The organism is Bacteroides sp. 2_2_4 (assembly GCF_000157055.1).
In the GTDB taxonomy this organism is placed as follows: Bacteria; Bacteroidota; Bacteroidia; order Bacteroidales; family Bacteroidaceae; genus Bacteroides; species Bacteroides ovatus.
Genome location: NZ_EQ973364.1, coordinates 242,383 through 263,671 on the forward strand (window position 1 = coordinate 242,383; position 21,289 = coordinate 263,671).

General features: G+C 43.3%; 15 protein-coding genes and 1 pseudogene. 5 read left to right on the forward strand and 11 right to left on the reverse strand.

The window, feature by feature from the left end:
* Positions 1-92: 92 nt before the first annotated feature.
* From BSCG_RS07255 to alaS, 5 genes are all read right to left on the reverse strand, one after another.
* Entirely contained in the window at positions 93-2,399 is a 2,307-nt protein-coding gene (locus BSCG_RS07255) for a GH92 family glycosyl hydrolase (RefSeq protein ID WP_008776776.1), read from the reverse strand.
* Between the two features lie 44 nt (positions 2,400-2,443).
* Entirely contained in the window at positions 2,444-3,451 is a 1,008-nt protein-coding gene (locus tag BSCG_RS07250; RefSeq protein ID WP_032849654.1) for a FecR family protein, read from the reverse strand.
* A gap of 34 nt (positions 3,452-3,485) precedes the next feature.
* Positions 3,486-4,043 carry an RNA polymerase sigma-70 factor gene (locus tag BSCG_RS07245; protein ID WP_008776778.1) on the reverse strand — a complete coding sequence of 186 codons (558 nt, stop codon included), beginning with the start codon at positions 4,041-4,043 and terminating at the stop codon, positions 3,486-3,488.
* Between the two features lie 29 nt (positions 4,044-4,072).
* Complete coding sequence (locus BSCG_RS07240; protein ID WP_032849661.1) at positions 4,073-6,310, reverse strand: GH92 family glycosyl hydrolase; 2,238 nt, start codon at positions 6,308-6,310, stop codon at positions 4,073-4,075.
* Between the two features lie 338 nt (positions 6,311-6,648).
* Positions 6,649-9,267 carry an alanine--tRNA ligase gene (gene alaS / locus BSCG_RS07235; RefSeq protein ID WP_004305396.1) on the reverse strand — a complete coding sequence of 873 codons (2,619 nt, stop codon included), beginning with the start codon at positions 9,265-9,267 and terminating at the stop codon, positions 6,649-6,651.
* A 171-nt stretch (positions 9,268-9,438) separates the two neighbouring features.
* Here alaS and BSCG_RS07230 point away from each other — a divergent pair, with 171 nt between their 5' ends.
* Positions 9,439-10,407, forward strand: coding sequence for a M23 family metallopeptidase (locus tag BSCG_RS07230; protein WP_004305395.1), 969 nt, complete (start codon positions 9,439-9,441; stop codon positions 10,405-10,407).
* Between the two features lie 20 nt (positions 10,408-10,427).
* Complete coding sequence (locus BSCG_RS07225; protein ID WP_004301384.1) at positions 10,428-10,772, forward strand: MerR family transcriptional regulator; 345 nt, start codon at positions 10,428-10,430, stop codon at positions 10,770-10,772.
* A gap of 123 nt (positions 10,773-10,895) precedes the next feature.
* Here the strand turns inward: BSCG_RS07225 and BSCG_RS07220 are convergent, their stop codons facing one another.
* The 5 genes from BSCG_RS07220 to BSCG_RS07200 form a co-directional block, all read right to left on the reverse strand.
* Positions 10,896-13,136, reverse strand: coding sequence for a RelA/SpoT family protein (locus tag BSCG_RS07220; RefSeq protein WP_008776780.1), 2,241 nt, complete (start codon positions 13,134-13,136; stop codon positions 10,896-10,898).
* Positions 13,137-13,208: 72 nt separating this feature from the next.
* Positions 13,209-14,504, reverse strand: a complete 1,296-nt coding sequence (locus tag BSCG_RS07215) for a lytic transglycosylase domain-containing protein (RefSeq protein ID WP_004301388.1) — start codon at positions 14,502-14,504, stop codon at positions 13,209-13,211.
* A gap of 34 nt (positions 14,505-14,538) precedes the next feature.
* Positions 14,539-15,426, reverse strand: a complete 888-nt coding sequence (locus BSCG_RS07210) for a DUF5683 domain-containing protein (RefSeq protein ID WP_004301390.1) — start codon at positions 15,424-15,426, stop codon at positions 14,539-14,541.
* On the reverse strand, positions 15,427-16,317 hold the full coding sequence (locus BSCG_RS07205) for a ParB/RepB/Spo0J family partition protein (RefSeq protein ID WP_004301392.1): 891 nt from the start codon (positions 16,315-16,317) through the stop codon (positions 15,427-15,429). It abuts the gene before it with no gap.
* A 15-nt stretch (positions 16,318-16,332) separates the two neighbouring features.
* Positions 16,333-17,097, reverse strand: a complete 765-nt coding sequence (locus BSCG_RS07200) for a ParA family protein (RefSeq protein ID WP_004310990.1) — start codon at positions 17,095-17,097, stop codon at positions 16,333-16,335.
* 355 nt (positions 17,098-17,452) lie between these two features.
* Between BSCG_RS07200 and surE the strand changes: the two genes are divergently transcribed.
* The 3 genes and pseudogenes from surE (at position 17,453) to BSCG_RS07185 (ending at position 20,322) form a co-directional block, all read left to right on the forward strand.
* Positions 17,453-18,220 carry a 5'/3'-nucleotidase SurE gene (surE, locus tag BSCG_RS07195; RefSeq protein ID WP_008776782.1) on the forward strand — a complete coding sequence of 256 codons (768 nt, stop codon included), beginning with the start codon at positions 17,453-17,455 and terminating at the stop codon, positions 18,218-18,220.
* 78 nt (positions 18,221-18,298) lie between these two features.
* Positions 18,299-19,436 (forward strand): annotated as a pseudogene (gene lpxB, locus BSCG_RS07190) (lipid-A-disaccharide synthase).
* Positions 19,437-19,530: 94 nt separating this feature from the next.
* The gene (locus BSCG_RS07185) at positions 19,531-20,322 is read left to right on the forward strand and encodes a NigD-like protein (RefSeq protein ID WP_004310987.1); all 792 of its coding nucleotides are present in this window, start codon (positions 19,531-19,533) and stop codon (positions 20,320-20,322) included.
* Between the two features lie 106 nt (positions 20,323-20,428).
* On the opposite strand, the gene BSCG_RS07180 is transcribed toward BSCG_RS07185, so the two are convergent.
* Positions 20,429-21,277, reverse strand: coding sequence for a phosphatidate cytidylyltransferase (locus BSCG_RS07180; protein WP_004310986.1), 849 nt, complete (start codon positions 21,275-21,277; stop codon positions 20,429-20,431).
* Positions 21,278-21,289: the final 12 nt, after the last annotated feature.

The following is a 21,289-nucleotide window of genomic DNA, read 5'->3' on the forward strand; positions in this document are numbered from 1 at the left end:
TTTATGGCTCAATCGAATCAGAAATCGATTGAGCCAATTTATTTTTCAAGGTTTTGTTTTTTTTTATTTCAATTTGAACAGCTAGTACCAACTCATTCCTCTTCTTTGGAGGAGAGAGCTGGAGAGAGGACTCCCCATTTCGTAGGATGATCGGTCATCTTGATTTCCATCGTTCCTCCATTCGCAATATCCTGATGGTTAAAGAATGGAATGTTTAGAGCTTTACCGTTCAGCAATACACTTTCAATGTATTTATTCTTTTTCCCATTATTCTTTACTACAATACTGAAAGTCTTTCCTTCAGGCAGATTGATAACTGCTTTGTCGAAGGCAGGACGTCCGATGGAATATACCGGCTTGCCGGGACATACCTGATAGAATCCCATAGAGTTGAGTATATACCAGGCAGACATCTGACCGCAGTCCTCATTACCCGAAAGACCGTCTATACTGTTGGTATACTGACTTCGGTAAACGCTATCCACCAACTCTTGAGTTCTCCAAGGATGGTTAACGTAGTTATATAGATGGATCACATGGTGACTTGGTTCGTTTCCATGTGCATATTGCCCGATAAGTCCGCTGATATCTGATGAGGTTGTCTCACCTTCAAGTGATGAATCGGCCAAGAATAAGGAATCGAGTTTCTGGACAAAAGCATCTTCTCCACCCATCAGATTGACTAATCCTTCTACATCATGCGGCACAAACCAAGTCCATTGCCAAGCTGTTCCTTCACAATAATCATCGCTGCGGTGAGTAGATGCACGCGGATTGAATGGAGTACGCCATTCACCTTTTGAGTCCAGTCCACGCATGAAGCGGATTGATTTGTCGAAATAAAATTCGTACGCCTTGGCAAAGCGTTCATACTTTGCTTTGGATTCAAAATCACTCATTGCTTCTGCAAAGATAGAGATACACCAGTCATCATACGCATATTCCAGAGCTTTGGCCACTGATTCGTTTTCGCGGTCACAAGGGATATATCCGATGGCATTCTTATAATATTTTGCTTTAGGCATGAGATGAGGCAATACCAAATCCGGACATTTGATGCCGGTAGTGTCATATTCGGCGGCACGCAGGCAGGCTTTATAAGCCTCTTTGGCATCAAAATTGCGATACCCTTTCATGTAGGCATCCACGATGACCGGAACAGCATGATAACCAATCATAGTGCCGGTGTAATTGGAAGCCAAGTCCCACATGGGGTATATCCCACCTTCCTGATGCTTCTTAATTAACGAATTGATAAAGTGATTATTCAGATCAGGATCAATGATAGTCATTAGCGGATGTAGCGCACGGAAAGTATCCCATAAAGAAAATACAGTGTATATCGGATTAAGGGTGTCTCCTTGATGCACTTCAAGATCCATTCCTAAATAACGTCCGTCTGCATCAGTGAACAGATTTGGACTGATTCCCGTATGATAGAGGGCCGTGTAGAAGATGGCTTTATCTTCTTTATCGGAAGTTGTAATATCAATTTTGGAAAGATATTCATTCCATGCCGTACGTGCGTCTTTACGTACTTTCTCGAAATCCCATCCGGGAATTTCTGATTCAACGTTCTTCCGTGCACCGGCAATATCGACAGCGGACACACCTACTTTAACAAGAACCTGCTCGTCTTTACTGGTGTTGAAATGCAATAATGCTTTGCAGACAGGAAGCCGTTTGCCATTGTCCATGGTGATAGAATCCGTAACGAGCGTATAAGAGAATGGCTTGGAAAATTTAGCGTAGAAGTTGATATATTGGTCGAAAGCCCAATAAGTTGTTTTCTTGTGTCCACAGATTTCCGTATCGCTTATTACTTCTATTTCCATCTCGGAGTTAGTCTGTCGTTGCAGGCTGTAATCCAGGTCGATGATAAATCCGGATTCGGCGTTTTCGGGAAAAGTATAGCGATGGATTGCTCCTCGTTTGGTGGATGAAATTTCAGCTTTCACCTGGTAAGTATCAAGAAAGACAGAATAATATCCTGGTTCTGCGATTTCATTCTTATGTGAGAAAGAGGAAGCGTATGCTAGGCGTTGGCTTTGGGGATCGGTTGTACGATATTGTTGTTTACCCACAGTTGGCATGAGCAAGACATCTCCATAGTCGCAACAACCTGTACCGCTGACGTGGGTGTGTGAGAAGCCATTGATGGTAGAGTCGGCATAATAATAACCGGAACAAGCATCCCAACCATCAATCCGGGTGTCCGGACTGGGCTGAATCATCCCGTGGGGAACTACCGCTCCGGGGAAGGTATGACCATGTCCACCGGTACCGATGAAAGGGTTGACGTAAGCACTATAGTCTTTTACATTAGTGGGGGCTGTGCAGGAGCTAAGTGTGAATAAACCTCCTAAACATCCTACTATTAGGAATGTTTTTAATTTCATGGTATTAATAGCTTTTAAGTTTTAGCCGGTTCATCTTTTACTTCTTATTTGGGAGAAATGAAGATATTGTTTCCGACAATTTTATAATCAATAGGTATAGAGTTTTGCAATGATTTCAACACTGACTCGATATTCGATTTCCTTTTCAGTACACCGGAGTAAGTTTTACCTGTCTGAATATCAGGAGACAGAATGATTTTCACATCATAGAAACGCTCCAGCGCTTTGGTGATAGTGAAGATATCTGCTTTTTGGAATGGAATCAGATTATCGTGCCAAACAGCATCCAATTTGGCATCCACTTGTTTCACGGTCAATCGTCCATTATTTTTGTTCAGTTCCGCACGTTGCCCTGGAGTGAGGATAATCTGCCCCTCTTCCTTATTGCCTTTTACTTCAATCTCACCTTCAATAAGTGTCGCCTCCGCTATCCGGCAACGCTTATCGGATTTTAAATTGAACGTAGTTCCCAATACGCGTACGCGTATTGCGTCACTTTGAACGGTGAATGGCTTATGGCGGTTTTTGGTGACCTCAAAATAAGCTTCTCCTTCCAGGTAGACATTGCGTTCCTTTTCGGAGAACTCACGTGGATATTTCAAGGTTGCTGCATTGTTCAGCCAAACCTTGCTACCATCCGGTAAGACTACCTCCTTAACAATGCCTTCGCTGGCTACTGCAACCATCATTTGTTGATTGTTTCCGCTTTGATAGAACCAATATCCGACTCCACCACCCATGACTAACATCACAGCAATCACTGCGGCATATTTCATCCAGCGATGCATGCTTAATATTTTGCTCTGTTTACCTTTCTCTTCGTCCAGCTTTTTGTAGAGTTGTTTTTCCGCACGAAGTATCCGTTGTTCATCAGTGTACTGGTCGAATTTACCCAAATGATAAATTTCTTCCATACGAAAGAGCTGGCGGGCGTTTTCTTCCGATTCCTTCATCCAGGCATTGACCTCGATAAGCTCTTCTTCAGAACACTGTCCTGTCAGATATCTGTTTATTATTTCTTCACTCAGATTACTCATTTTCTTTTCCTTCATATTAGTAATACAATTCAAAACGCAAAAACACTTATTATAATCGCCATAAAAATAAGAAAAGAATCGTCCAAAGAGGATCAAGTCGGCCACGCAAGTATTTTAAAGCCTTATACATATGGGCTTCCACCGTGCGGAGTGAAACTCCGAGAATATCGGCTATTTCCTTGTTTTTCATATCATGCAGATAGCTAAGTTTGAAAACCTCTTTGCATTTGTCAGGGAGCTCATTAATTGCATCATGAATTTCCTTGCGGAGTTCCTTGTCTTCGATCCTCCGAATCACTTCGTTGTTGTCCGGTTGATAGAATTCTGCGCGTCTTTGGTTGATTTCTTCCATGGCAACACAATAACCGTCTTCCACACTGCGGTGTTTCAAGACATTAAGGGCACGGGTGTAAACGGCACGATAGAGAAAGGCCTGGATTTGGTCGCCTATCTCTATGTGGTCTTTCCGCTTCCATAATTCTACAAATACGTCCTGCACTACATCCTCTGCTTCTTCTTCTCCCACCAAACGGGTTGCATAGAAAATCAGGCTGGGATAGTACCGCCGAAATAGTGCTTTATAGGTTACATCAAAGTTTTCATTCATTCTCTCGATGGACTAAGTTCATGTTTCGTTTATGGTTTTTTATCTTCGAATATGACTCCAATTGCTTTAGGGGTGTTACTCATTTCGAATTCGACAGTCGCTCCACTCATGATTTGCTCGTGAGTAAGATATGTTTTGTCATACGGTTTTCCATCTATTTTGATGGATTGGATATAGATATTTTCTTTGTTTACTTTGGGGGCCAATACGGTGAAAGTCTTTCCATTTGCCAGATGTAATTGCATTTCCGGGAATAGGGGAGTACCTATCTCATATTTTCCACTGACGGGATTGACGGGGTAGAATCCCATCGCACTGAATACATACCATGCTGACATCTGTCCGCAATCTTCGTTGCCACAAAGACCGGCTGGTTCGTTCTTGTAGAGCTCGTTCATCACTTTGGCCACATATTCTTGTGTGCGATTTTCGTGTCCTATAGCATTGAACAGATAAATAACGTGATGGCTTGGCTCATTGCCATGCGCATATTGTCCTATCATGCCCGTGCTGAAGATCGGAAGTTCGTCATCTGCTGCCGGATGATAGGTGAACATACTGTCCAGTTTTTCGGCAAATCGGTTTTTACCTCCTACAAGGGCGATCAGTCCGTTAATGTCATGCTGAACAGACCAAAAGTATTGCCATCCGTTGCTTTCGCAAATGTGTGGTGTATAGTCATCGGCCTTGAAGTCCTTGATAAAGATGCCTTTGTCGTCACGTGGCTGCATGAAAGAAGTAGCGGGGTTATATACATTCTTGTAGTTTTGAGAACGTTTGTAAAATTCGTCCGCAATGTCTTGTTTGCCCATCTTCTTCGCCATTTCGGCAATGCAATAGTCATCGAAAGCGTATTCCAGTGTTTTGGATAACGACCAGTTTTCTGCGTTGTAGTGGTCTGTTACGTTGTAAGGTATGTATCCTAATTCTTTGTAGAGTCCGATGCCGCGGTAATTATCCAGATTAGCCGTTGCTATGCAAGCATCCAAGGCTTTCTTTGTGTCGAAGTCGCCGATTCCTTTCAGATAGGCGTCTACAATAACAGGAACAGCATGATAACCGATCATCATGTCTGTTTCACTTCCGTAGAAGTTCCACACTGGCAGACGGCCATTCTGTTCGTAGAAGGCGATGAAGGATTTCACCATGTCGTTTACACGCTCGGGTTCGGTATAAGTAAAGAGCGGGTGGGCAGCACGGTATGTATCCCATAGGGAGAAAGTGCTATAATTAACCCAGCCGTCGGTCTGGTGTACTTTCTTATCGGGACCGTAGTAAGCTCCGTCTACATCACTGTAAATAGTTGGAGCAATCATTGAGTGATAGAGAGCGGTGTAGAAGTTCACTTTATCGTTCTCATTATCACCTTTTATTTCAATCTTTCCGAGCTGGCGGTTCCAGTTTGCTTTTGTTTCCGCCAAGTATTTGTCGAAGTCATTTTCGGGGACTTCAGTTTGCAGGTTTTTGGCTGCTCCTTCCATGCTGACACCGGAAATGGCAGTGTTTACCAATATCTGTTCATCCTTTTGGGTGTTGAAATCGAAGCGGGCGATAACAGCTGTGCCGATACGTTTATTGTCTTTGATGATGGCAGTTGTGTCCAGTTCCATTTTCTCAAAAGGCTTGGAGAATCGGGTGCGGAAATAGATGTGTTGATCGCGTGCCCAGCCATCGGAGAAACGGTAACCTTGAATGGTGACGGAGTCTACGACTTCGATATGAGAATCGTTGGTAAAATCCCAGTTCATGGCTTTCTTCAGATTTAAGAAGATAGCAGATTGGGCTTCCGGAAACGTATAACGTTGGATACCACAACGCTCGGTGGCAGTCAGTTCGACGTTGATGTTATAATCAGTCAGGCGTACTTGATAATAACCGGCATGAGCACTTTCATCCTTGTGGGAGAATTTAGAATGGATGCCAAGTGGTGCTTCCGCTTCTTTGTAGGGAAGAGTGACAGGCATGAAAGAGATGTCATACAAATCTCCCGCTCCAGTGCCGGAGAGATGCGTGTGGCTGAAACCGGCAATCGTACTATCCGGATAGAAATAACCGGAGATACGGTCCCATCCGGGGAGTCCGTTGTCCGGGCTAAGTTGCACCATGCCGAAAGGAGCTTGGGCACCAGGATAAGTGTTTCCAGTGAAGTCTGTTCCGATAAATGGATTTACATAAGATGTGTAATCTATTTCGTGTTTCTCTTGCGTAGGGGTACAAGAAATGAGCATGCAGGTTAACAGCAGGCATAGATAAGCAGGTGTTCTCATCATTCTTTAGGTATTAGTGATTACTTATTTTATTTATTTGAAGGATAAGAAAAATAATTAATCTGGTCACAAAGGTAGAAAAAAACTGTGACAAGCCTAAATTATAGGCTTAATATTTTTTAAGAGAGACAAATAGACTTCTACATCCGGTCGATATTCCTCGGTGCCGGACAGTGCTTATCGGTGCCTCGATTAGTGTAATATTTAGGCGCGGATTTCGTAGATTACACGGTTTTAAGAATAAAAAATCCGTGTAATTCGCGTAATCTGCGCCTAATTTTAAATCTTTATGTAAAACGAGCCTATTATCTTTTTATTAGACTCCTTTTCATTTACTTTTAGATTCCTGCTAGCTCCAGTACTTTTTCAACAGCTGCCGGTAGTCCGTCAGTGTTTTTACCTCCTGCGGTTGCAAAGTGAGGCTGACCACCGCCACCGCCTTGAATTAGTTTGGCAGCTTCTTTCACTAAATTGCCAGCTTTCAGACCACTCGCAACCAGATTGTCGCTAAGCATGACTGTCAGCATCGGTTTTCCGTTATCTATATTTCCGGCAACGAAGAACAAGTTTTCTGTAATCTCACCACGAAGTTGGAAAGCGATATTCTTCACTACTTCTGCCGGTAGCGGAGCACAGAACTTAACCACTTTGATGCCGTGAATTTCTTGTATATTCTTCAACAGTCTTTCCTTCAGCGCTGCTTCTTTTTCTTTCATGAAGTCTTCCACCTGCTTCTTCAATCCTGCATTTTCATCCAGATATTTGCGGATTGCAATACCCAAGTCAGGAGCATTGTTGAAGAGAGCCTTCAAGTCGCTAAGTGTATCTTGTATTGTATCCAGCATTTCTTCCACGCGTGCTCCGGTATAAGCTTCAATACGGCGAACGCCGGCAGCAACAGAACTTTCGGAGATGATTTTTACCATACCGATATTTCCGGTTGCAGCTACGTGTGTACCACCGCAGAACTCGATAGAAGTGCCGAACTGGATCACACGAACTCTGTCGCCATACTTTTCACCAAAGAGAGCGATAGCTCCCAACTCTTTAGCTTCCTCGATAGGAATATTGCGATATTCTTTCAATGGGATATTAGCGCGGATTCTTGCATTGACGATATGTTCAACTTTACGGATTTCTTCATCGGTCACTTTCTGGAAGTGAGAGAAGTCGAAACGCAATGAATCCGGTGTAACCAATGAACCTTTCTGTTCGATGTGTTCACCCAATACTTCACGTAAAGCAGCATCCAGCAAGTGGGTCGCCGAGTGATTGGCTGCGCAGGCAGCACGTTTGTCGGTATCTACACAAGCCATCATCGGAGCTTCCGGATGTTCGGGTAGCTTTTTGGTAATATGTATCGGAAGATTATTCTCTTTCTTTGTGTCGACCACTTCAATCGTCTCGAACTCGCTCACCAATACACCTGTATCACCTACCTGACCACCACTTTCTGCATAGAACGGAGTATAGTCGAGTACAATCTGATACAATGTCTGGTTCTTTTGTTTGATCTGACGGTAACGAAGGATAGAAGCCTCGTATTCAGTGTAATCGTAACCAACGAATTCAGTAGTCCCTTCTTTCAGTACAATCCAGTCACCTGTTTCGATGGCGGCGGCATTACGTGCACGCTGTTTCTGTTGCTGCATTTCTTCATTGAACTCTTCAATGTTGACAGTCATTCCGTTTTCACGGAGAATCAGCTCTGTCAAGTCGAGCGGGAAACCGAATGTATCATATAAAGTAAAAGCATCTTTACCGCTGATTTCAGTTTTTCCATTGGCTTTGGTATCTTCCATTGTCTTGTCCAATAGACGGATACCAGTTTCCAAAGTGCGGAGGAATGATTCTTCTTCTTCCTTGATTACTTTTTCAATCAGTGTCTTTTGTGCAACCAGCTCAGGATAAGCTTCTCCCATATTATCAATCAATACAGGAAGCAACTTATACATAAATGCCTGTTTCTGTCCGAGGAAAGTATATCCGTAACGAACAGCACGGCGAAGGATACGGCGGATCACATAACCAGCTTTCGCGTTAGAAGGCAACTGACCGTCTGTGATAGAGAATGCAATAGTACGGATATGGTCGGCAATTACACGCATGGCGATGTCCTGCTGCTTATCTTTTCCGTATTCTGTACCCGACATAGCTGCAATAGCTTTCAGCATTGGCTGGAATACGTCTGTATCGTAGTTGGATGTTTTTCCTTGTAAAGCCATACAAAGGCGTTCGAATCCCATACCGGTGTCAATAACCTTTGCAGGAAGCGGCTCAAGGCTGCCATCTGCTTTGCGGTTGTATTGCATGAATACGAGATTCCAGATTTCAATTACCTGCGGATGATCGTGGTTCACGAGGTCGCGACCGGAGATCTTGGCGCGTTCTTCAGCAGGACGGAGGTCGATATGGATTTCGGAACAAGGTCCGCAAGGTCCTGTATCACCCATTTCCCAGAAGTTGTCGTGTTTGTTACCGTTGATGATGTGATCCTTTGGCAAGAACTGTTCCCAATAAGAAGCAGCTTCGTCGTCACGGCTCAATCCTTCTTCGGGACTTCCTTCAAATACGGTTGCATAGAGATGTTCCGGATTCAGTTTCAAGACTTCTACCAGATATTCCCACGCCCAGCTGATCGCTTCTTTCTTGAAGTAATCGCCGAACGACCAGTTACCAAGCATTTCAAACATGGTGTGGTGGTACGTATCGTGTCCTACTTCTTCCAGGTCATTATGCTTTCCGCTTACACGCAAACATTTTTGCGAGTCCGCGACTCTTTGGTATTTCGCCGGATGGTTACCCAAAATAATATCTTTAAACTGGTTCATACCCGCGTTCGTAAACATCAGGGTAGGGTCATCTTTAATCACCATCGGAGCCGAGGGAACGATGTGGTGTCCTTTCGACTCAAAGAAATTCTTGAATGAATCTCTGATCTCTTTTGCAGTCAACATATAATGAAGAATTATGATTTATGAATTATGAATTATGGGCTGTGGGATATGAGAGAGGGGAAGAATCCCCAATAAATCATAAATCACAACTCATAAATTCGTAAAAACTGTGCAAAGATAGCTTGTTTTTATTACTTTTGCCGTATTAACAAGCGAAATATTTCCAAAAAGATGCGCAAAGTATACTACATCTATAATCCACAGACCCAGACTTATGATCGAATTTACCCTACCGTACGGCAGCGTGCGCTTAGTATCCTGCGTCGGCTTTTCTATGGAATGGGGTTGGGAGCAGGTTGCTTTATTGTATTGCTTTTGATTTTTGGTTCTCCGTCGGAGAAGGAATTAAGAATTGAAAACAGCCGTCTTTTGGCGCAGTACAATGTGCTTTCCCGGCGTTTGGACGACGCTATGGGGGTGCTTCAGGATATTCAGCAACGTGACGATAATCTGTATCGAGTGATTTTACAGGCAGATCCTGTTTCTCCGGCTATTCGTCAGGCAGGTTATGGCGGGACGAACCGTTACGAAGAACTGATGGATTTGGCGAATGCCAAGCTGGTGGTGAACACGACTCAAAAATTGGACGTGCTTTCCAAAAGGCTTTATATCCAGTCGAAATCTTTCGATGATGTGATTGATATGTGTAAGAACCATGATGAGATGCTGAAATGTATTCCGGCCATACAGCCTATTTCGAATAAGGATCTTCGTCAGACAGCATCCGGTTATGGTACACGTATCGATCCTATTTATGGTACGACAAAGTTCCATGCAGGCATGGACTTCTCTGCTCATCCGGGAACGGATGTATATGCTACCGGAAACGGAACAGTGGTGAAAGTGGGATGGGAAACCGGATATGGTAATACCATTGAGATAGATCATGGCTTCGGGTATCTCACTCGGTATGCTCACTTGCAGGGATTTAATACGAAAGTCGGAAAGAAAGTGGTACGTGGTGAGATTATCGGAAAAGTGGGTAGTACAGGAAAAAGTACCGGTCCGCATCTGCATTATGAAGTGCACGTGAAAGGGCAGGTAGTGAATCCGGTCAATTATTATTTCATGGATTTGAGTGCCGAAGATTATGAAAAGATGATTCAGTTGGCAGCCAATCATGGTAAAGTATTCGATTAAAATCTTAAAACAGGAGTGTTATGCTTAATACAGACAAAGAATTGAAGCTATATTATTCAATAGGGGAGGTTGCCGACATGTTCGGAGTCAATCCGTCATTGCTCCGTTTTTGGGAAAAGGAATTTCCGCAAATCTCTCCTAAGACAGCGGGAAGAGGAATACGTCAGTACCGCAAAGAAGACGTAGAAACGATCGGTCTTATCTATCATTTGGTAAAAGAAAAGGGCATGACACTTCCCGGTGCCCGGCAACGTTTGAAGGATAATAAAGAAGCTACGGTTCGTAATTATGAGATTGTAAATAAGCTGAAAGCGATAAAAGAAGAGCTTTTGGCTATTAAACGCGAATTGGATGGACGGGAATAAATAAATGCTAATCGATCATGGATTCGATAGGCAAGAAACCTCATAACAAAATGAACGGTGAACAATTTGCATGATACTGCAACTTATTCACCGTTCATCGTTTTCTTATTTACCGTTTGAAAGCTATTCTTCTACACGGCTCACCTGTTTGATATTCTGTATTTTCTTCAGATTGTTGCAGATGGTTTTTACATCATCCACATCATGTACCCATAACTGAATTTTTCCTTCAAAGATACCATCTTCGGTTTCGATGGTTAGCTTACGGATATTTACATTGAGCTGCCTGGAGATAACCTGGGTGACTTCATTCAAAAGTCCCATATTGTCTATACCTTTTATATATATATATACCAGGAAAGATAATTCTTTGTGTGTATCCCATTCTGTTGCTAATATACGGTTGCCATAACTGCTCTTCAGTTTGGCGGCAACAGGGCATTGGCGTTTGTGGATAATGATCCGGTCGTTTTCATCCACATATCCCAATACATCATCACCGGGAATAGGATGGCAACATTCGGCCATGATATATTTCTTCTGCAAACTTTCTTCCGTCAGTTTGAGCACCTCTTTCGGGTTGATTTTTTCTTTTTCCTGCGGTTCTTTCTCTTCCTGCTTCTCTTTGCTATTGCCGAAAGAGAAAGTCAGATATTTCTTCCAGTTACTGGTTTGCTTTTCTTTCAGTTCATTCTTGTCCGCTTCTCCCAAAACGATTGCTTTACTGCCAATGGCAGCCAGCAGTTCTTCCTCATTCTTGGCATTATGCAGTTTGCGTAGCTTTTCGATAACAGCTTCTTCCGGACGGACTTCCTCCTTTTTCAGAAACTCACTAAGGATTTCTTCTCCTATCTTCTGGTTTGCTTTACGCTCTTTGCGGAGAATGGCTGCTATCTTGGCGCGGGCACGGGCAGTGGTTGCAAAAACTTCCCATTGCGGTTGTACGCGTTGCGATTTTGAAGTAAGGATTTCAACTTGGTCACCACTTTGCAATTTGTGGCTCAACGGCACTAATTTATGATTGACTTTGGCGCCAATACAATGGCTACCAATATCCGTGTGCAGGGAAAATGCAAAGTCGAGAGCCGTAGAGTTCTGCGGCATAGTCTTCAGTTCGCCTTTAGGAGTGAACACGAATATTTCAGAAGCAAATAAATTTAGCTTAATGGTATCCAGAAAGTCAATGGCATCCGGTTGCGGATCATCTAATATCTCCTTAATCGTTCTTAACCATTTTTCCAATTCACCTTCATCCTCGCTGCCTCCTCCTTCTTTGTATTTCCAGTGGGCTGCGAAACCTTGTTCGGCAACGTCATTCATCCGTTCACTACGAATCTGGACTTCAATCCATTGTCCGTTGTTACCCATCAGAGTGACGTGCAATGCCTGATAACCATTAGCTTTAGGATGGCTGACCCAATCGCGCAAACGGTCCGGGTGGGGTTTGTATATCTTGGAGATAGAAACGTAGATATCGAAACAGTCATTGAGCTCTTCTTCTTCATTACGTGGTTCGAAGATGATTCGAACAGCCAGTAAATCGTATATTTCTTCGAAAGGAACATGTTTGGTCTGCATCTTGTTCCAGATGGAATAGATTGATTTTACACGGGCAAGTATCCGGTATTTCAATCCCATCTTATCCAGTTGGGTACGAATCGGGGCCGTGAAGTCGTTGAAAACCTTGTCACGTTCAGCGGCAGTAGCATTCAACTTCTCTTCTATTTCCGCATATTCTTCGGGATGTTCATATTTGAAGCTTAGATTCTCAAGCTCCGTTTTTATCTTATAAAGCCCCAAGCGGTTGGCAAGTGGAGCATAGATGTAAAGCGTTTCGCCTGCAATCTTATATTGCTTGTTGGGTAACATGGAACCAAGGGTACGCATGTTGTGCAAGCGGTCTGCTATCTTGATAAGAATGACCCGGATGTCGTTCGACATGGTGAGCAGCAACTTCTTGAAGTTCTCTGCCTGTGCCGAAGCGCGGTCACCGAAGATTCCACCGGATATTTTAGTCAGTCCGTCCACAATCTGGGCGATCTTCGGACCAAAGATATTCTCGATGTCTTCCACTGTGTAATCAGTGTCCTCTACCACATCATGCAGCAAGGCTGCACATATAGAAGTGGAACCGAGACCTATTTCATTGCATACAATGCTGGCAACGGCAATCGGGTGCATAATATAAGGTTCGCCCGAACGGCGTTTGATACCTTTATGCGCCTGATTGGCAAAGTTGAAAGCCTTCGTAATGATTTCAACTTTTTTGCGATGCTTAGTATTGAGATAATCATTCAGTAGTTCGTGGAACGCCTGATTAATCATCTCTTCGTCAGCTATTTCTTTGGGGGCCAGATTATCCATAATTGTTATCCTTTCACTTGCTTAGTTCTGCAAAAATAAGCAAATTTCCGAACGATGCAAGCAGGAAGTTATTTATTTGTATATTTTCAATCGTTTTCCTGCTGCAATTTTAGTGCTAGACATTCCATTCCACCTTTGTATATCCTTAATTGTGACACCATACTTTCTGGCAATAGTGGATAAAGTGTCTCCACTTTTTATTGTATAATAGGTCAGATTTCCCTTACCGGCAACTGCTGATGTCGTTTTGCGGGTTGCAGGTGTAATATCCTTTACAGCAACGGTTTTCCGGTTGCGGAACAACTCATCGGCACGATGCGTATAAATCGTATCTTGCTTATCGATAAAAGTACTGATCGCGTCAATAGGCAGTCTTAACGTATAAGGTTTGCTGTCACCCGGAATCATTTGCTTCTTATATTGCGGATTCAGACTCTTGATCTGATCCAGAGGTACATTACAAAGGTCAGCGATTTGTTCGAAGTGCAGATTTTTGTTTACTTGCACTGTGTCAGTACTTGCCGGAATATTAGTTTCCATCGGGCAGATATTGTGATCGCAGTAGTAAGTCATCACATAGTTGGCAGCGATAAAGGCAGGCACATAGCCACGTGTTTCTTTAGGCAGATAATTGTAGATTTTCCAATAATCAGTTTCGCCATTGGCACGGCGGATTGCCTTATTGATTGTACCGGGGCCACAGTTATAAGCAGCAATTACCAGGTTCCAGTCTCCATAGATATCATACATTTCTTTGAGGTAACGTGCGGCAGCCCAAGTCGCTTTAATCGGGTCACGGCGTTCATCTACCAGGCTGTTTGATTCCAAACCATAGATCTTACCTGTACCAATCATAAATTGCCACAGACCGGAAGCACCTGCACGTGATACGGCTGATGGGTTCAACGCAGATTCGATAATCGGCAGATATCTTAGTTCCAGTGGAAGTCCGTATGCATCCAGTGCTTCTTCAAAGATCGGCATATAGAAGTTGCAGGCACTTAGCATGAAAGAAACCTGATTGCGCAAGCGTCCTGCATACATATCGATGAATTTGCGGATAATATCATTATAAGGCATTTCCATGATGGCCGGGATGCGTGACAAGCGGTCGATATAGACAGAGTCACTGAATAAAGGATTGATTTCAGCCGTACTGCAATCCTTGCCTAAATCAATATAATTTTTAGCTTTCCAGTCATTCAATAGACTGTCAAGTGGATAAGTCATACTTTTAGGCAGGTCGATGCTTTCTTTGCGTTCAGTTCCATTTTCACGAATCACTACATCTACACTTTGCGCTTTTACCTGCGACGTGGCCACTAGTAAAAGAAAAATAATCGAACAATAGTTAACTAATTTCTTCATGCTTCAATAATAAGATCAATCTAAATTGTGTTTTTTAAAATCGTAATACGCATTGCAGACCAACCGACTTGTTTTTAAAACTGTTGGAGCGGAACTGGTTGTTATTGTCGATTACAGCCGGTTCTACTTTCATACTCAAGTCGGGGGTTATATCGAAGTTAGACAACTCTGCATCTACATAAGCGTCGATGATAGAGATCAGGTAAACTCCGATAAAAGCAAATATACTAAGGTCCCGATAACGACGGAACATATCTTTTCTTCTTTTTAGTGTGTTTTTTAGCTGCTCCTCATTATAAGTGGAGTTCGGGGGCAACAAATCTTCGTAACTTTTCGTATTCGGATTGCTGTCCATAATGTCCAGATAGGCTTGCGAATAGTCTTTGTACATCTTACCGTTCCAACTTAAGGCGTAAGCACAACCCGCAAATCCTCCATATATAATAGGTAATTTCCAGTATTTACGGTTGTAAATCTGTCCTCCACCGGGGAATACGACTGCCAGCCACGTTGCTTTGGTCGGATTCGGGATAAATATTTTCTTGTTGATATCTTGAGCAGGTGGCGGCACAGTGTCGGTCTTTACAACAATGGAGGCAGGTTGCTCTATCTTTTTCAGCTCTTTCTTGTTGGCTGCATCCAAGCTGTCCGCTATCTGTATTTTAGCAGCTGACAAACTGTCGATGGCCGGAAGTTCTTTGGATGGTATGATTTGGATAGAATCCTTCTTCACCGAGTCTTGTATAATCGGATCACGATGCCTTCGTGCACGGGCTTTCGGCGCTTCTCGCTGTATGATTGTTGTATCTTTCCGTGCCGGAGTAACTGTGGATTGTGCATACACATCAATCCCTGCCACCTGTAAAAAACAGAGAAGCAGGGCGCTGACTAGTAACTGATATTTCTTACTTTTTCTTGTCATTTACTTCTTTAGCGTATCGAAGATTTCCATGATACGTTCCAGTTCCTCCTCGTTCCCGAAAGGAATACTGATCTTGCCTTTTCCCTTTTCAGAGCAGGTGAGTTGTACCTTGGTGTTGAAAAAGCCGGAGAGTTGTTGCTTCAATAAGTTGAATTCTTCAGGAAGTTTACCACGTTTGGGTGTTATTTTCCGTGTGCCGCTTTTCACAGCTTCTCCTTCGCTTAATGATTTAACAATTTCTTCTACTTTGCGGACTGAATATCCGTGTTCTTGTATTTCTTCGAATATTTTAACTTGTAGTTTAGGGTCGCCTAATGAAATCAGTGCACGGGCATGTCCCATGTCCAACTGCTTGTTTTGCAGGGCCATCTGTATCGGAGCCGGCAATTTCAGTAAGCGCAGGTAGTTGGCGATCGTCGTTCGTTTCTTTCCGATACGTTCGCTAAGACGTTCCTGTGTCAGTTCGTACTGATCGAGCAGATGCTGGTAGGCAAGTGCGATTTCTACGGCATTCAGGTCTTCACGCTGGATATTTTCAATCAGCGCCATTTCCATCATGTTTTCGTCGTCGGCAGTGCGTATATAAGCAGGGATCGTTTTCAGTCCTGCTCTTTGTGATGCACGATAACGACGTTCTCCCGCGATGATCTGATACTCATCGTCCGAGAGTTTGCGTAAGGTAATAGGTTGGATGATACCGATTTCCGCAATGGAATCAGCCAGTTCCTGCAATGCTGTTTCGTCAAACTCACGGCGGGGCTGGTTGGGATTGACAGTAATCTTTGCCAGCTCTATTTCATTAATGGAAGAAGACCCTTCGGTTTTCACATCATCCATTGAGAGCAAGGCGTCGAGACCACGTCCTAATGCATTTCTTTTTTGTGTTGCCATATCTTCTTCTTTCTTTTATTTATTTCGGTTGATAATCTCTTTAGCAAGGGCCAGGTGATTTTTGGCGCCGGTAGATTCCGCATCGTAAAGGATGGTCGGGACACCGTAGCTGGGAGCCTCGCTCAATTTCACATTTCGTTGAATAACGGTGTTGAACACCAGTTCCTGGAAATGACGTTTCACTTCGTCGTAAATCTGATTAGCCTGACGCAGACGGGAGTCATACATTGTCAGTAAGAAACCTTCGATTTCTAAAGCCGGATTCAGTTTCGACTTGATGATTTTGATGGTATTCAACAATTTGCTGATACCTTCAAGAGCAAAATATTCAGCTTGAACGGGGATAATCACGGAGTCGGCTGCCGTCAGGGCATTGATCGTGATCAGTCCTAATGAAGGCGAACAGTCTATCAGGATATAGTCATATTCTTTCTTCAAAGGCGTGAGTACTTCTTTTAGTATCTTTTCTCGGTTTGGGAGGTTCAGCATTTCAATCTCTGCTCCTACGAGATTGATGTGCGAAGAGATTACTTTCAAAGAATCAATCTCCGTATCAAGGATAGCGTCCTGTACGTTGGCTCTGTCAATAATACATTCATAGATAGTGCATTCCGACTGCTTGATGTCTACTCCCAGACCGGAAGAGGCATTAGCTTGCGGGTCGGCATCTATCACGAGTACCTTTTTTTCCAGTGTAGCAAGTGAAGCTGCGAGATTAATCGTAGTCGTTGTCTTTCCTACACCGCCTTTTTGATTGGCCAAAGCAATAATTTTTCCCATATTCTCTAAATTTATTGGCAGCGAAATAAGTGATAAATCCTTAGAGCGCCTACGAAAAAAGAGAAACTTTGCAATTTCTGTTGATAAGTCGCCTGTTTTGTTAATAACTGTCGGACGAAACGGTTACCAAACTTCGACAGGTTCATCATTTACCTTTCTCTTTATGAGCTTGCAAATATACATATTTATATTGGATATTTATTTCTTTTTTTGCTCGCTTGCAGAAGATTAAGATTTGTAAACGGGTAGGAGTGGGGGTGAAAGAGACTTTTCGATCTGATGCGGGGAGGTGTTTGGTGGTACGGCTTCTTTTTGTTACTTTTGTGCGAATATAAAAAAGGAAAGGATTGAATATATGGAAAAAGAGAAGCCGTTGATACTTGTTTCGAATGACGATGGCGTGATGGCTAAAGGTATTAATGAACTGGTGAAGTTTCTTCGCCCTTTGGGTGAGATTATAGTGATGGCACCTGATGCTCCGCGTTCCGGTAGTGGGTGTGCGCTGACGGTGACGCAGCCGGTTCATTACCAGTTAGTAAAGAAAGAAGTGGGCTTGACTGTTTATAAATGTTCGGGAACACCGACCGATTGCATCAAATTGGCACGAAACACAGTGCTCGATCGGACTCCGGATCTGATAGTCGGCGGTATCAATCATGGAGATAATTCTGCCACCAACGTGCATTATTCCGGTACGATGGGAGTGGTTTTTGAGGGCTGTTTGAATGGAATTCCTTCTATTGGCTTCTCCTTGTGCAATCATGCACCCGATGCTGATTTTGAAGCTGCCGGACCTTATATCCGCAATATCGCTGCCATGATCTTGGAAAAAGGACTTCCTCCTTTAACTTGTCTGAATGTGAACTTCCCCGATACAGCCGATATAAAAGGAGTGAAAATCTGTGAACAGGCGAAAGGACGTTGGACGAATGAATGGGCTGCCTGCCCTCGTCTGAATGATTCTAACTATTTTTGGCTGACCGGTGAATTTACCGATCATGAACCTGAAAACGAGAAGAACGATCATTGGGCTTTGGCAAATGGTTATGTTGCTATCACCCCGACTACGGTTGACGTGACGGCTTATCACTTTATGGACGAACTTAATAAATGGTTTAATTAGTTGAAATTTGAAAAAGAAAGCATGACGCCCTGTTAGTCATCTATCCCTACCAACTCTCAACTCTCAACTCTCAACTCAATGAAGTATTATCTGATTGTCGGTGAAGCTTCCGGCGACTTGCACGCCTCTCATCTGATGGCTGCCTTAAAGGCAGAAGACCCGCAGGCTGATTTCCGTTTTTTCGGAGGTGACTTGATGGCGGCTGTCGGAGGAACGATGGTGAAGCATTATAAGGAGTTGGCATACATGGGATTTATCCCTGTATTACTCCATCTGCGCACTATCTTTGCAAATATGAAGCGTTGCAAAGAAGACATTGTTTCCTGGGAACCGGACGTTGTTATTCTGGTAGATTATCCGGGATTCAATCTTGATATTGCCAAGTTTGTCCATGCAAAGACACAGATACCGGTTTACTATTATATTTCTCCGAAGATATGGGCGTGGAAAGAATACCGTATCAAGAATATAAAACGAGATGTAGATGAGCTTTTCTCCATTCTTCCTTTTGAAGTGGAATTCTTCGAAGGAAAGCATCAATACCCCATTCACTATGTAGGAAACCCTACGGTGGATGAGGTGGCAGCCTATCAGGCAGCTCATCCGAAAAATAAGGAGCACTTTATTGCGGAGAACCAATTGGAGGATAAGCCGATTATCGCTCTTCTTGCCGGTAGCCGGAAACAGGAAATCAAAGATAATCTGCCGGATATGTTGAAGGCTGCTTCCGCTTTTCCTGATTATCAGCTTGTCTTGGCCGGTGCACCTGCCATTGCTCCCGAGTATTATAAACAATATGTAGGAGAAGCGAAAGTGAAAATCATTTTCGATCAGACTTATAGCCTGTTGCAGCATGCAGATGTAGCTTTAGTTACTTCGGGTACAGCTACGCTTGAGACGGCATTGTTTCGTGTTCCTCAAGTGGTTTGTTATTACACTCCGATCGGGAAAGTGGTTTCTTTTTTTGCGGCGTCATATCCTGACAGTGAAATTTATTTCGTTGGTAAATTTGATTGCCGACCGTGAAGTAGTCAAAGAACTGGTGGCAGATACGATGACCGTGAAGAATATGCAGAGCGAATTGAGAAATATCATTGAAAATGAAGCATATAGAAATGAGATGCTTTCGGGGTATGAATATGTAGCCGAACGGTTAGGACCTGCCGGTGCTCCCCGTCATGCAGCTCGTGAAATGCTGCGTTTGTTGAAAAAATAACTTTCTTTTTCTGAATAAACGTAAAGCCGATGCAGTAAATGCACGGCTTTTTTATTTATAAAGCAGAAGACTAAAATAATGAAAGGAAAAAGATATGAAAAAATTTAAGTGGCTTTTAGGAATCTTATTATTGGCATTAGTGCCAATGTTGCAATCATGTGATGATGATGGTTATTCTATTGGAGATTTCAGCTGGGACTGGGCGACTGTTCGTGCAACCGGTGGAGGAGGATATTATTTGGAAGGTGATAATTGGGGGGTGATTGATCCGGTTGCTACTTCTATTCCTTGGTTTAAACCAGTGGACGGTGAACGTGTTGTGGCTTTTTTCAATCCTTTGTATGACATGGAAGGAGGAAAAGGAGTTCAGGTGAAGATGGAAGGCATACAGGAACTGTTGACAAAAGAAGTGGAAGATATGTCGACAGAGGAAGAAGCGGAAGAATTCGGAAATGATCCTATTCTGATTTATCAGGGTGATATGTGGTTGGGAGGAAAGTTCCTGAACGTAATTTTCCGTCAGGAGTTGCCTCGTTCGGAGAAACATCGTATCAGCCTTGTGCAAAATAAGATGGAACCGGGAGAGCCGGGCGAACCGTCAGAACCGGGAACATTGAATGTGGATGAAGATGGTTACATACATTTGGAACTGCGTTATAATACATATGAGGATGTGACTGACTATTGGGGATGGGGACGAGTTTCTTATAATCTGGAAAAATTCTTCCCTACGCCGAAAGATTCCTGGGTAGCACCCAAAGGGTTTAAGGTGACAATAAACTCAAGAGAACATGGAGAAGGAAGAGTGATTGTGCTTGATCTGGATCATCCGGTCGGTGTACCGGAAGCAGCGAAGGATGTTCATTCCACTTCTTCGATCCGATAACCTAACTATGATTTACTGTGTGTGAAAAAGGTCGGGATACTTCCGTAGAAGTTCCCGACCTTTTGTATTTTGTTTCAGCTCTAATCGATTGAGAAAGAATCCCCCGTTAGAACCATGTTAATGCATATAGATAAACGACTGCTGCCGGTATAGCCATCAGGGAACTGTCAAAGCGGTCGAGCATCCCACCGTGTCCCGGAAGAATGGTTCCCGAATCCTTAACGTGCAACTGGCGTTTCAATAACGACTCCGTCAGGTCGCCCCATGTGCCGAATATAACAACCACCAAGGCCAGTCCTGCCCATTCAATCATTGACATAAATGGGAAGTAGTGAGCGAGTATAAAAGATACTCCGATTGCTACCACTCCGCCGCCGATAGAACCTTCCCATGATTTCTTGGGAGAGATACGTTCAAATAACCGGTGTTTGCCGATCAATGAACCGATGCAATAGGCTCCCGTGTCATTCAGCCAAAGGAAAATAAAGATAGATAGCGGTAGGATAGGATTGTAACTTACGCTACTGTATTCTGATCCCGGATCGTTATGGAATGCTAATACATTCAGCAAAGCAAAAGGTAGTCCGATATAAAGTTGGCTAAGCATAGAATAAGCCCAGTTAAGTACCGGGTTTTCCTTTTTCAGATACAACTCGCTAATCATCATGTAAAGCAATAAAAGCACATACGGGATGAATATCTTCGAATCGGCCGCATCAATGCAGAATCCCATGATTGCAAGGAATAGGTAAGCCCCGCCGAGCATATTAATAGTCTTGTTTATCTTCACTCCTTCTGCGCGCATATTTACCAGCTGTCCGAACTCATAAATGGTCAGTGCGCTGATAGCGGTAAACAGAATACCAAAGCTGAATGCGTCATAAAGGATGCCCCCCACCAAGATGGCAACGAAGAGTACACCCGTAATAGCTCGTTTTATGAAATTATTAATCAAAATCTATTCGTT